The 13,665-nt window shown below is 39.8% G+C and carries 8 protein-coding genes, 1 rRNA gene and 2 riboswitches; all 9 genes read left to right on the forward strand.

Annotation, left to right across the window (positions count from 1 at the left end):
- The first annotated feature begins 189 nt into the window (after positions 1–189).
- Entirely contained in the window at positions 190–1,425 is a 1,236-nt protein-coding gene (locus V7077_RS14945; protein ID WP_335503146.1) for an SH3 domain-containing protein, read from the forward strand.
- A 237-nt stretch (positions 1,426–1,662) separates the two neighbouring features.
- Positions 1,663–2,619, forward strand: coding sequence for an AAA family ATPase (locus tag V7077_RS14950; protein WP_335503149.1), 957 nt, complete (start codon positions 1,663–1,665; stop codon positions 2,617–2,619).
- Between the two features lie 2 nt (positions 2,620–2,621).
- Entirely contained in the window at positions 2,622–3,842 is a 1,221-nt protein-coding gene (locus V7077_RS14955) for a DUF58 domain-containing protein (protein WP_335503153.1), read from the forward strand.
- Complete coding sequence (locus V7077_RS14960; protein WP_335503155.1) at positions 3,839–6,043, forward strand: DUF4129 domain-containing transglutaminase family protein; 2,205 nt, start codon at positions 3,839–3,841, stop codon at positions 6,041–6,043. The genes V7077_RS14955 and V7077_RS14960 overlap by 4 nt, the downstream gene beginning before the upstream one ends.
- A 162-nt stretch (positions 6,044–6,205) precedes the next feature.
- Positions 6,206–6,307, forward strand: a riboswitch (purine riboswitch).
- A 129-nt stretch (positions 6,308–6,436) separates the two neighbouring features.
- Positions 6,437–7,975 (forward strand): glutamine-hydrolyzing GMP synthase, encoded by a 1,539-nt coding sequence (gene guaA, locus V7077_RS14965; RefSeq protein WP_335503158.1) that lies wholly within the window; start codon positions 6,437–6,439, stop codon positions 7,973–7,975.
- A gap of 245 nt (positions 7,976–8,220) precedes the next feature.
- A riboswitch (purine riboswitch) is annotated at positions 8,221–8,322 on the forward strand.
- Positions 8,323–8,432: 110 nt separating this feature from the next.
- On the forward strand, positions 8,433–9,758 hold the full coding sequence (locus V7077_RS14970) for an NCS2 family permease (protein ID WP_335503162.1): 1,326 nt from the start codon (positions 8,433–8,435) through the stop codon (positions 9,756–9,758).
- 151 nt (positions 9,759–9,909) lie between these two features.
- Entirely contained in the window at positions 9,910–10,752 is an 843-nt protein-coding gene (gene glcT / locus V7077_RS14975; protein WP_335503164.1) for a glucose PTS transporter transcription antiterminator GlcT, read from the forward strand.
- A gap of 187 nt (positions 10,753–10,939) precedes the next feature.
- Positions 10,940–12,988, forward strand: a complete 2,049-nt coding sequence (gene ptsG / locus V7077_RS14980; RefSeq protein WP_335503166.1) for a glucose-specific PTS transporter subunit IIBC — start codon at positions 10,940–10,942, stop codon at positions 12,986–12,988.
- A gap of 545 nt (positions 12,989–13,533) precedes the next feature.
- A 16S ribosomal RNA gene (locus V7077_RS14985) occupies positions 13,534–13,665 on the forward strand; the annotation flags it as partial.

Raw genomic sequence — 13,665 nt, forward strand, 5'->3', positions numbered from 1 at the left:
TCAACATTCAAGATTAACAGAGCCTAATAATTTATAAGGTTTTTTTTGAATTTGTAGAAAAAACTCGAATTATGGACAGAAAACCTTTGTGATAAACGAACTTCTATGATAGGAAGATAATTCATTTAGAGGAAATAGATGGTGAGGGTAAGACTTTCAACAGCGTAGAGCGAATAGGAGAAAAGTTAAATGATAAAAAAAGAGATACATCCAACGGGGGAACTGACACTAAGCAGAAAAGAAACATATGGCAAAAACAAAGCTGCAAAAACGGCACCAGTGTTCACATCAAGAATGGAAAAACGAGAATTTTACAAAAATTTCAATTTTTTTGACATCCGCAATGTCTTAGATGTCAAAGGACTTTTAAATGATATAAGTGCAAACTTACATACATATGCGAAACAGGTTCACCAGCTAATACAAAAAAATCCGATTAAAAAACTGATCGTCACGGGTATTTTTACTATTGTTCTTGGTTTTTTTACTAGTACAGCAAATGCTGCCTTCATTCAAGAGTACAGCTACCAAGTAAAAGCAGGTGAGAGGATTGAAACTATTGCAGCCAGACATGGGATTACCGCCCAAGAAATATTAGAGGCCAATGGCCTTTCTTCTATCGATGGTAAGAAAATTCTACTGCCAAAAGTTGAAGATAGAACAGTAACGGCTACATCATTAAACGTTAGGTCCCAGCCAACAACCAATAGTAGTATTATTGGGAAGTATCAGAAAGGTGAGGCAGTGAAGGTTTCGTTTATTGAAAACGGCTGGGCGGGCATTCTGATAAAAGGACGGGTATGTTTTGTTAGCGCTGGCTATCTAACACAAACAAAAGTGGATGCACTCACCAATGACACACAGGCCAAAACCATGTATGTGACTGCCTCCGCATTAAGAGTAAGAGAAACAGCTTCCATTGGGAGTAGTGTTTTAGGCTCATTAAATTTAAATGATCCTGTGTCTGTGACTTCCCATGATAATGGCTGGGCAAAGATAAACTTTAAAGGTAAAGTAGCATTTGTAAGCGAAACATATTTAAAAAGCAAAGAAACAAGTTCATCCACTGTATATATGATTAAAAAAGGCGACACTTTTACAAAAATCGCCAAAGATTTAGGAATCACTGTAACAGCTATTCAAAAGCTGAATCCGTCAGTAAATCCAACAAAGCTGAAGGTTGGACAGCCAATCAAAATCCCTGCCACAACTGCATTAATACCAACTCAAATAAAGGTAACCGGACAAATAGGAGAGATAGACTCGGAAGGAACTTTTCTCTTTATCACCAGTGATGGCCACTCGAATACCGCTAAAGCAACAGGAGATATGATCAATAAATTATTTAATCATCAAGGGGAATTTGTAACGCTGACACTCGAAGGAAAAAGGGGTCAAAAGTTAACTTTAATATCCCTTCAATAAAGCCAGATCTTTCCCTAATGGGAAGGGTCCTTTTTTTTCTCCAATAATTAAGAGGGAAAGCCGCTCGCTATTTATTAAGGAGAGCCAATACTAGAAGTTTTTTAACATCCAATCAAATTTTCGTCTAATAATTGTCGGCATTCAGAACAAGGTGTTTTTTTATACAGGATTTTTCCAGAAAACCGAGAATACATAGTTAATTACCATAAATCGGTTAAATCGCAAGGAGGTATTACCTTGTCCCTTGATCAAGTGAATCCAACCATTGAAAGAATTATAGAAAACATTGAAAAGGTTATGATTGGGAAACGGAATGTAGCAGAATTGAGTCTTGTTGCGCTGCTGGCTGGAGGACATGTGTTACTCGAGGACGTCCCGGGTGTCGGGAAAACGATGATGGTTCGTGCCCTCGCCAAGTCAGTGAATGCGAACTTCAGAAGAATCCAATTTACCCCGGACCTTTTACCGTCAGACGTAACCGGAGTGTCTATTTATAACCCTAAAGAAATGGAATTTCAATTTCGGCCAGGTCCGCTGATGGGAAACATTATCCTGGCGGATGAAATCAACCGGACATCGCCTAAAACCCAAGCAGCTCTCTTAGAAGGAATGGAAGAATCGAGCGTCACCATCGATGGGGTAACCCATAAATTGAACCGGCCCTTTTTTGTGATGGCTACGCAAAACCCGATTGAATATGAGGGAACTTATCCGCTTCCTGAGGCACAGCTTGATCGATTTTTGCTAAAAATGAAAATGGGCTATCCTGATTTACAAGAGGAGATGGAAGTCCTCAACCGGGCCCAAAAGGTGCCTCCGATTGAGGAGCTTACACCAGTGATTGACCTAGAAGGCTTAATTGCTCTACAAAATGAGATTAAAAATGTTTTCGTCGATGATACGATAAAACGCTACATCGTCGATATTGTCAACCGAACAAGAGGGCATGGCAGTGTTTATCTGGGGGCAAGTCCAAGGGGGGCGATTGCCCTTATGAAAGCAGCCCAGGCCTATGCGTTTATGAACAATCGTGAATATGTATTGCCAGATGATATCCAGTATTTAGCCTCATTTGTCTTATCCCATCGGATTATTTTAAAGTCAGAGGCAAAGTTTGAGGGAATCTCAGCAGAAGAAATAGTGGCACGAGTGGTTGCGAGAGTACCTGTACCGGTTCAAAGGCTTGTGAAATAATCATGAAAAAACGTTGGATTCTGTTAAGAAAAGTTTGGAAATTCATTCTCCTCCTTATTCTGGTTTTCCTCACCTTTTCATATGCCATGTTCGAAGGAGGATTTGTCAGCTGGTTTTTATTTTATAGCTTTTTGCCATTTGCTATTTACTGCATGGCCTTATCCTTTTATTCCTTAAATGAACTAGAAGTCACAAGGCTTTTGCCAAAAAGTGATTTTAATGCTGGTGAGTCATTAAAGGTGACGGTAAAGGTGAAGCGGGCGAATGCCTTTCCATTATTTTTTCTGCTAATCGAAGATCATGTAAATGAACCTCTAAAATCAGCCCAACAACGAAAGAAAACAAAGAGCCTCATCCTGCCGGGAGTGAAAAAAGAATTTTCCTATGAATACATCATCGATGAACTGCCGCGCGGTGAACATTTTTTTCATTCCTTTTCGCTTAAAATTGGCGATCCGCTGGGCTTATTTGAAAAAGAAAAGACGTTTAATCAAGAAGGGAAAATCATTGTCTACCCGGCCTATTCCGAACTGTTCTACCAGCCATTTGAAAACCAATATGACCAAGGTCTTACGGCATCAAGAGAACGAGTCCAGCGCGATACTTCCATGGCGGTTGGGGTAAGAGATTACCAGCCAGGAGACCGTTTCTCGTGGATTAATTGGAAAGCATCTGCAAAGCGTAACGAAATCATGACAAAGGAATTTGAACAGCGCCAATCACATGATGTGTTTGTAGTAATGGACTGCGTTCCAGATCAATGTTTTGAAGCTGTTGTATCCTATACAGCTTCGCTTGTTCGAGCGGTGTTAAAGAAGGGGGCACAGACAGGCTTTTTAACCTATAGTAAGGATCGTGCATACTTTCCCATTAATGGCGGAGAAGCTCACCTTAGGCAGCTCTTCTATCATCTGGCAAAAGTGGAGGCAAAAAGTTTAAGGTCGTTTGATAGAGTCATAGAAACAGAGGGGCTGTTTATCCAACAATCCATTTCCTTCCTACTGGTCACTGCACAGTTGACAAAATCGCTGCTAGAAAAAGCAAGTCTGCTGGGGCAAAGGAAGGGTTCGATTACCCTCTTTCTTATCAAGGGTCATAAGGAAACAGCAACAGACTACGAACGCTCTTTGATTTCGCTTGCCAGTGCCCGTGGGATCCGAATCATTATGGTGAATGAAGGCGAGCAAAGGTCAGCCTTTTCGGAGGTGAATTTCCGGACATGAAAAGGGATATTCAGTCCTTTCTTTTATACGTGCTTAGCTTTTTCCTGTTATGGGAATGGCTTCGTCCAATCAAGCAATTAACCAATACTAGTAATATGGGATTCTTTATTGTTTTTTTAATGCTTTCTTTTACAGCATCGTTCCTAACTATCAAAGTGATTTGGAAATTGCTTTTGATGCTCACTTTTATTCTCTTTTCTATCCATCAGCTTCACTATAAGGAAGGCCTTTTAAATCTCAGCTGGTTTTTATCCTTCATCAGGGATTGTACAGATAATATCCGCTTACTTCTTAGCAGACAATGGTACGACCTTTCAAATGAATTCCGGACCCTATTGTTTTTTCTCCTGCTAGCCCTAATGGTGTACTTAATTAATTACTGGCTCTTAAGAAGACAGCGGATTTTTATTTTTTTCTTTATGACATTAGTATTTATAACCGTATTGGATACGTTTACTGCCTATAGTGCGAAAACTGCCATTATTCGGACGGTCGTGGCGGGGTTTGCGGTTATGGGGATGCTGACCTTTTATCGAATTATCCAAAAAGAGAAGGTTGAATATGACGCAGTATCGATTCGAAAATGGATGATTCCCCTATCTGTCATGATTGTTGTGAGTGTTTCGGTGGGGATTGCTGCACCAAAAGCGGCACCAATCTGGCCTGATCCCGTTCCTTACCTAACGGCCAAGAACGATAAGCCAGTCTCCTCCAGTAAGGCAGGTCCGCACCGAATCGGATATAGTACGGATGACAGGGCCTTAGGTGGTCCGTTTGTTGGTGATGACCAGGCTGTATTTGCTTATGAAGGCAATGGAGAGAATTATTGGAAGATGGAAACGAAAGATATGTATACAGGGAAAGGCTGGCTTGCTTCAGGGTCAACATTTAGCTCTTTTAATAAAGGCGATCTGGTTCCCATATATTCCATTCCCGCTGAAGTGGAACGAATAAAGGAAACTGCACGTGTGATTTTGAACGGCAGCTATAAATTTAATAACATCATGTATCCGGCAGGTGTTACGAAAATCCTATCTATACAGCCTTCTAACCAAGATACAAATCAGTTTTTGGTGGATGGGAACAATGAGAAAATTAGCTTTGTTACCAACGATCAACAACCTGTAGTTCCACAAACGTTTAGGGTTGAATTTGATATCCCTAAATATAAAATTTCAGAGTTATTGAAGACAACCGTGTTCCCTGCTGAAATGAACAGGGCCTTTTATGAGAAATATACAATGCTGCCAACTAATTTGCCGCCGAGGGTAAAAGAATTAACTGAAGAGATTACAAAGGGAAAGACAAACTGGTATGACAAGGCGAAGGCAGTTGAACAGTATTTTGGGAATTCCGGTTATCTCTATGATCAGAAAAAAGTGGCTGTACCTGGTGAGAAGGATGATTATGTTGATCAATTCTTATTTGAAACCAAAAGAGGCTACTGTGATAACTTTTCGACTTCTATGGCGGTCATGTTGAGAACGATCGGTATTCCTACACGCTGGGTAAAGGGCTACACTGGCGGAGAGTTTCAGTCATACAAGGATGAGGGCTCCTCTAAGCTCTTTTATGAAGTGACGAATAATAATGCCCATTCATGGGTAGAAGTTTTCTTGCCGAATTTAGGCTGGGTGCCTTTTGAGCCGACAATAGGTTTTTCGAATGAGCTTACTATTAATTATGATAGTAAAGACAATGCTATGGTGAATAGCCAGCCACTCACCCCGCCGTCTGTGAAAAAACCTGAGAAGGAAGAAAAAAAGCCGAAAACGACAAAGAAGGTTTCTAACTCATCCAATGGGATAAAAACAGTTGTAAATGAGGTGAAACTGCATGGGGGGCGGATTGTATTTGTTATTCTGCTCCTAGCAGGAGCGGCGGTCAGCCTTTACCGTTGGCGCGGGCGGTGGGCTCCATATTTAATCGTATTCTTTTATCGGTTCAAGAAAAAAGATGAAAATATTAGCTCTGCGTATCTGCTTTTATTAATTCAATTAGACCGATATGGACTTAAGCGAAAAAAAAATCAAACTCTCCGCAGTTATGCGCGTTATATTGATACGTTTTTTGCAACTAGAGAAATGACCCGCATAACCGCCTGCTATGAACAATATCTTTATCACCAAAGTCTTCCGAAAGGGACTTGGAACGAGACGCGTGAATTGTGGGAAAATTTAATTAAAAAGACAATCGCTTGACCGGAAAAACACCCTATTGTTACAATTAGTTTTAATTCAATGACTAGCTCTAGGTGCCAGCGTCGTGAGGTCATAAGCCAACCCCGTCATGAAGGTAAAGAACAAACCTTCCTGCCGGCTCGTCTTGTGCTTTCCGCCGATAAACAGACACCTTGCGCTTTTCTAATAAGGTATAAATACCTTCATATATCCTCGAAAATAGGGTTCGAGAGTATCTACCGGGCCGCCGTAAATGGCCTGACTATGAAGGCGGAATTTTTTTAGTGATACTTTTGCGAGATAACTAGAATTCTGCCTTCCTGTTTATGTTGGGAAGAGAATTCTAGTTTTTTTTATTTTTCCACTTAATTGTATAAGCTAGTATTATTATTTAGAAATTGAGGGGTGGCTATTTTGACGGAAAAGCAAGATTTAATTGTTGTATTAGATTTCGGAAGCCAATATAATCAGCTGATTACACGGAGAATACGTGAGTTTGGTGTGTACAGTGAACTGCATCCGCATACGATTACAGCGGAGGAAATCCGCAAAATGAATCCGAAAGGGATTATCTTTTCTGGCGGTCCAAACAGTGTCTATGATGAGAATTCGTTCCGCTGTGACGAAGCTATTTTCGAAATGGGCTTGCCGATTCTCGGGATTTGTTACGGTATGCAGCTAATGACCGTTCACTTTAACGGAAGAGTTGAAAAAGCGCAGCAGCGAGAGTATGGGAAGGCAACCATGGTCCTTGAACATCCAACTACTTTATTGGCTGAACTGCCTAATGAGCAGACTGTTTGGATGAGTCATGGGGACTTAGTAGTGGAGGCGCCAGAAGGTTTCACCGTTAATGCTACAAGCCCATCTTGTCCCATTTCAGCGATGAGTGATGAGGATCGCAAGCTTTATGCCGTTCAATTTCATCCAGAAGTACGTCATTCTGTTTATGGAAATGAATTGCTTAAGAATTTTGTCTTTAAAGTATGTGAGTGCAATGCAAATTGGTCGATGGAAAACTTTATCGAGACGGAAATGGCTAAGATTCGTGAGACTGTTGGTGATAAGAAGGTCCTTTGTGCATTGAGCGGCGGAGTGGATTCCTCGGTAGTTGCCGTGTTAATTCATAAAGCGATTGGCGATCAATTAACCTGTATCTTTGTAGACCATGGCCTGCTTCGTAAAAATGAGGCAGAGAGTGTCATGAAGACCTTCTCTGAAGGCTTCCATATGAACGTGATTAAAGTTGATGCCAAGGAACGCTTCTTATCCAAATTAGAAGGTGTTTCTGATCCGGAGAAAAAACGGAAGATTATCGGTAATGAGTTTATTTATGTATTTGATGATGAAGCGACTAAGCTTGAAGGAATTGAGTTTTTAGCACAGGGGACCCTTTACACCGATATTATTGAAAGTGGAACAGCGACAGCACAAACGATTAAGTCCCACCATAATGTTGGCGGTCTGCCAGAAGATATGCAATTTAAATTAATTGAACCGCTCAATACCTTATTCAAGGATGAGGTTCGTGCCCTGGGTACGGAACTGGGCATTCCTGACGATATTGTTTGGCGTCAGCCTTTCCCTGGTCCTGGTCTTGGGATTCGGGTGTTAGGAGCCATCTCAGAGGATAAGCTTGAAATTGTCCGTGAATCTGATTGGATTTTACGGGAAGAAATTAAAAAGGCGGGGCTTGACCGCGAAATTTGGCAATACTTCACTGTTCTGCCGGATATCCGCAGTGTAGGTGTAATGGGTGATGCTAGGACCTATGATTATACAATTGGGATCCGCGCGGTAACATCAATTGATGGGATGACATCCGATTGGGCGCGCATTCCATGGGATGTATTAGAATTAATTTCCACTAGGATTGTTAACGAGGTGGCACACGTAAACCGAGTGGTTTATGATATTACCAGCAAGCCGCCTGCAACAATTGAATGGGAGTAAACTATAAAGCGGATTGCCTTGATTGAGGGCAAAAGTATAAGACGAGCCGGATAAAAGGCTCGTTTTTTTTGACCATTGCAGAGGAATAGAGGCATGGTATGTAATAGTGAATATGTCGAATTATGTTAGTAAGTGACGAAAATTGGTATTAATAAACAAAAATACGAACGATGATATTTTTTTTTATCATATCGTTCGTATTTTTTATTTACAACTTTCGACTTTCTTGTTAAGATAAAAAAGGAATTAAGAAACAATTATTGCATCGTATAATCTTGGGAATAAGGCCCAGAAGTTTCTACCGAGCCACCGTAAATGGCTTGACTACGAGGCAGTGTTTAATAAAGAGGCATCTTTTTCCTCTAGTTATAGCACGCGCCTATAGTCATGCTCCGGTAGAATTTGCCGGAGCATTTTTTTGCACACTAAAAGAAAGAGTTATAGGGGGAAAAAGAAAATGCAGAAATACTTTGAGTTTGAGAAACATGGCACCAATTACCGCCGTGAATTTATTGGGGGATTAACGACTTTCTTGGCGATGGCTTATATATTAGTCGTAAACCCGTTAACTTTATCGCTTGCATCTATAAAAGATTACCCAGATGCACTTAGAATGGACTACGGTGCAGTGTTTGTGGCGACAGCCCTTGCATCAGCTCTTGGATCGATCGTAATGGGATTGCTTGGAAAGTATCCGCTGGCCTTAGCGCCTGGTATGGGATTAAATGCTTTCTTTGCATATACAGTTGTTTTAGGGAGTGGAATTCCTTGGCAGCATGCACTCGGTGCAGTTCTAATTTCCGGAATCTTTTTCTTATTATTAACACTTACAGGTCTACGTGAAAAAATTATTAACGCCATTCCTGTTGATTTAAAACACGCAGTTGGGGCAGGTATTGGTTTGTTCATTACCTTTGTCGGCTTACAGGATGCTAAGATTATTGTCAATAATGATGCAACACTTGTTGGTTTAGGAGATTTAACCTCAGGTCCTACACTATTAGCTATTTTTGGGATTGTAGTAACAGTAATTTTGATGACAAGAGGCATTAATGGTGCTGTTTTCTATGGTATGGTCATCACTGCAATTGTGGGTATGATTTTTGGTGAAATTAAGATGCCGGGTAAGGTAGTAGACGCAGTTCCAAGTTTAGCACCTACTTTTGGTGCGGCGTTTTCTTCCTTTGGAGACAGTTCGTTTTATACTACATCCATGCTTGGAATTGTTTTAACCTTTTTATTTGTTGATTTCTTTGATAATGCAGGTACGCTTGTAGCGGTAGCAAATCAAGCAGGAATCATGAAAGATAATAAGCTGCCACGTGCCGGACGCGCGTTAATTTCAGATTCAATTGCGTCAACTGTTGGGGCAATTTTGGGTACTTCAACTACAACATCGTATATTGAGTCATCTGCAGGTGTTGCTGCTGGAGCAAGAACAGGATTTGCATCACTTGTAACGGCCGGACTTTTTATCTTATCAATCTTTTTCTTTCCATTACTATCAGTTGTTACATCATCTGTAACAGCACCAGCTTTAATTATTGTTGGGGTTTTAATGGTTTCGTCTTTAGGGAATATTGATTGGAAAAAGTTTGAGATTGCCGTTCCTGCTTTCTTAACAATGATTGCAATGCCACTGTCATACAGTATTGCGACCGGGATTGCAGTAGGGTTTATTTTCTACCCGATAACAATGATTGTAAAGGGCCGTGTAAAAGAGATTAACCCTATCATGTACTTATTCTTTGTAATCTTTGTTTTATATTTTATCTTAAAATAAATTAAAACTATCTGAGGGAACTGTGATAAAAGCAGTTCTCTTTTTTTTAAGTAGACATAATTTTGTCGAACAATGTCGTTGACTTCCTGTATCACCTCTTATAACATAAAAATAATAATAATGTTAAAATTGGTAGACTGGGGGTGAGGGTTTGGCAAACTTGCGAATCGATAAGGTGTTAAATAACAATGTACTTATTGCTGAACATCCTTCGTATGAAGAAGTCGTTTTAATTGGCAAAGGCATCGGGTTTAATCGCAAACGAGGCGACTATATAGAAACAGAAACGGTTGAAAAGCTTTTTGTACTGAGGGATGAAAAAGAGCAGGAAAACTACATTAAGTTGCTGCCGTTTATTGATACAGACTATCTAGAAGTAATAATTTCTGCAATTGATTTGATTAAACAGCGGACACATACAGATCTTAATGAACATATTCATGTGGCCCTCACTGACCATTTAATGTTTGCTCTAACAAGAGCATCAAAAGGAATGGAAATGAGAAATCCATTTTTAGTTGAAACAAAGGCTCTTTATCGGCATGAATATGAAATCGCTTCAACGGTGGTAGAACACATTGGTGATAGAACAGGAATACACCTTCCAGTGGGTGAAATAGGATTTATTGCATTGCACATCCATAGTGCAATGACCAATAAAGATTTATCGGATGTAAATCAACATTCTCAGCTTGTCAGCAGATTGGTTGAGATGGTAGAGGATCAATTTGAGATTGAAATAGATAAAGAAAGTATTGATTATATGAGGCTTGTCCGCCATCTACGCTTCGCTATTGAACGTGTGGTAAAGGCTGAAAAAGTAGAAGAACCAGAAAAAATTGCAAACCTATTGAAAGTTGAGTATCCAGTGTGTTATAATCTTTCATGGAAGCTCATTAAAGTGATGCAGCAAACATTAAAAAAGAAGGTCTTTGATGCTGAAGCAGTTTATCTAACGATGCATTTACAAAGACTTCAAAACAAATTTAAATAGCACTTATTATTTTTTACGTGTTACTGATTCGATCAGGCATGAGTGAAAAGTATAATTAAAATGAAGTTTTTGGGGTATTCTATACCTAAACTTTATTTAATTGTACTCTTGCTCATGCCTTTTTTGTTGTTTTTTTATCTGATGTGTAACCGCTTTATGAGCTAAAAAAATTCAGGAGGTCATTGATATGAAAAACGCTTTTGGTACATTACAAAAAGTCGGTAAAGCGCTTATGTTGCCGGTTGCTCTTTTACCAGCTGCCGGGATCTTGCTTGCGCTCGGTGCAGCTTTAGTGAACCCAGCATTATTAGACCTAGCGCCTTGGCTAGATAATAGTGGGGTTGCAATGGTTGCATCTGTTATGAAAAATGCAGGGGATATTGTTTTTGGTAACTTGCCGTTGTTATTTGCGGTTGGTGTTGCAGTTGGTTTAGCCGGAGGAGAAGGAACAGCAGGTTTAGCTGCAATCATCGGTTACTTAATCATGAACGTAACAATGGGAACTGTTTTAGGGCTTGATGCAAAGTCAATTAATGGAACAAGCCATGTTAGTGTTCTTGGTATTCCGACTCTTCAAACGGGGGTATTTGGCGGAATTATCGTTGGTATCATCGCTGCTGCCATGTATAATAAGTTTTTTGAAATTGAACTTCCATCTTATTTAGGATTCTTTGCTGGAAAACGTTTCGTTCCTATCGTTACTGCAGGAACAGCTATTATTCTTGGTTTGCTTATGCTTGTAATTTGGCCTCCGATTCAGTCTGGATTAAATGCATTCTCAAACAACATGGTCAATGCAAACCTAACTCTTTCTGCTTTCATTTTCGGGGTAATTGAACGTTCATTAATCCCATTTGGATTACATCATATTTTCTATTCTCCATTCTGGTATGAGTTCGGTACTTATACAACTAAAGCGGGTCAGGTTGTTCATGGTGACCAACGGATTTTTATGGCTCAGATCTCTGACCATGTGAAAAATCTTACTGCTGGTACCTTTATGACTGGTAAATTCCCATTCATGATGTTTGGTTTACCGGCTGCTGCATTAGCGATTTATCATGAAGCAAAACCAGAAAAGAAAGCATTTGTTGGTGGTTTGATGGCGTCTGCTGGTCTAACGGCTTTCTTAACTGGTATTACTGAACCAATCGAATTCTCATTCCTTTTCGTTGCACCGGTATTGTTTGGTATCCATGCTATCTTTGCTGGTTTATCATTTATGGTAATGCATTTATTGAATGTAAAAATCGGGATGACATTCTCCGGTGGTTTAATTGACTATATTCTATTTGGTCTAATCAATCCACAGACACATGCATGGCTTGTCATTCCAGTAGGTCTTGTGTTTGCGGTTATTTACTACTTTGGTTTCCGATTTGCGATTCGTAAGTTTGATTTAAAGACACCAGGTCGTGAGTTAGAAGAAGAAGAAGGACAACAAACAACAGGAAAAGCCTCTGGAGGCGATTTAGCTTCTAATATTCTAGATGCTATGGGCGGTAGAGATAATATCGCAAATCTTGATGCATGTATTACACGTCTTCGTGTATCTGTTAAAGATATTAAAAATGTCAACAAAGATGAACTAAAACGCCTTGGTGCTGCAGGTGTGCTAGAGGTAGGGAACAATATTCAAGCAATTTTTGGCCCGCGTTCTGAAACCATTAAAGGGCAAATGAAAGATATTATGTCAGGTAAACGTCCTCGTGCTGCGGCTCCAGAACAACAGCAGACTCAGTCAGCCGCTGCTACTGATGTCATGCAAGCAGCCCGTCAAAATGAAGTATTTGCTGCACCGTTAAAAGGGGAAATTAAGCCGATTACCGAAGTTCCTGACCAAGTGTTTGCTGGTAAGATGATGGGGGATGGCTTTGCGATTGTACCTTCAGAAGGTATGGTAGTATCACCTGTAAACGGTAAGATTGTTAATTTGTTCCCAACTAAACATGCGATTGGAATTCTTTCTGATACAGGACGTGAGATCCTCATCCATGTGGGTATTGATACGGTTAACCTAAAAGGTCAAGGTTTTGAAACGCTGGTAACAGAAAATGAAATTATTGAGCAAGGTCAACCGCTCTTGAAGTTCGATATTAATTATATAAAAGAACATGCAACTTCAACGATTACTCCAATTGTCTTCACGAATTTAGCTGAAGGTGAAAAAGTAGTACTTGAAAAGTCAGGTCAAGTTAATATCAAGCAAGAAGGAATTGTGAAGATTACAAAGTAGGTTTTACTTAGAAGCCGGCCTGATGGTCGGCTTCTTTCTATATATGGTGCAAGGTTGTTGGGGGGGAGATTGCTATGGGAAATTTGTTTTAGTGAGTACGGGTGTGGACAGAAAGAATGTCGGGGATAAAAATGTTTTCAAGAAGTATTGGTAAGGACGTATTAGAATAGTATAGGATGCTTAAGATTTTTTTTATTGGTTTGGATTGATTAATCAAAGGTTTGTTGTTATAAACTATGCTGGAGGAATTCTAAAATAGAATATAAATTAGTTTAAAGGTGAAAATTAGTATTGACCGAAACAAAGGATGGTGGTATTATATTTTAGCGGTCGTTGAAAGACATTAACAACATAGCGATGAAAAAAAGTTGTTGACTTTGATTAAACGACGTGATATATTAATAGAGTTGCTTCTTACAGAAGTGATTTAGAAATTGTTCTTTGAAAACTAAACAAACAAAAACGTCAACAAACAATAAATTATCATGTTTCTTCTATTATAGTAGAAGAACATGAGCCAACGTAACAAAATGAGCTAATCAACTTTCATGGAGAGTTTGATCCTGGCTCAGGACGAACGCTGGCGGCGTGCCTAATACATGCAAGTCGAGCGAATCAATAGGAGCTTGCTCCTGTTGATTAGCGGCGGACGGGTGAGTAACACGTGGGCAACCTGC

Origin of the sequence: Neobacillus vireti (assembly GCF_036962465.1) — a bacterium.
GTDB classification, from domain to species: Bacteria; Bacillota; Bacilli; order Bacillales; family Cytobacillaceae; genus Neobacillus; species Neobacillus vireti_B.

Coding starts and splice junctions, on each gene's coding strand:
- V7077_RS14945 (WP_335503146.1), top strand. CDS start 190: ATGATAAAAAAAGAGATACATCCAACGGGGGAACTGACACTAAGCAGA.
- ptsG (WP_335503166.1), top strand. CDS start 10,940: ATGAAAAACGCTTTTGGTACATTACAAAAAGTCGGTAAAGCGCTTATG.
- V7077_RS14960 (WP_335503155.1), top strand. CDS start 3,839: ATGAAAAGGGATATTCAGTCCTTTCTTTTATACGTGCTTAGCTTTTTC.
- V7077_RS14970 (WP_335503162.1), top strand. CDS start 8,433: ATGCAGAAATACTTTGAGTTTGAGAAACATGGCACCAATTACCGCCGT.
- V7077_RS14955 (WP_335503153.1), top strand. CDS start 2,622: ATGAAAAAACGTTGGATTCTGTTAAGAAAAGTTTGGAAATTCATTCTC.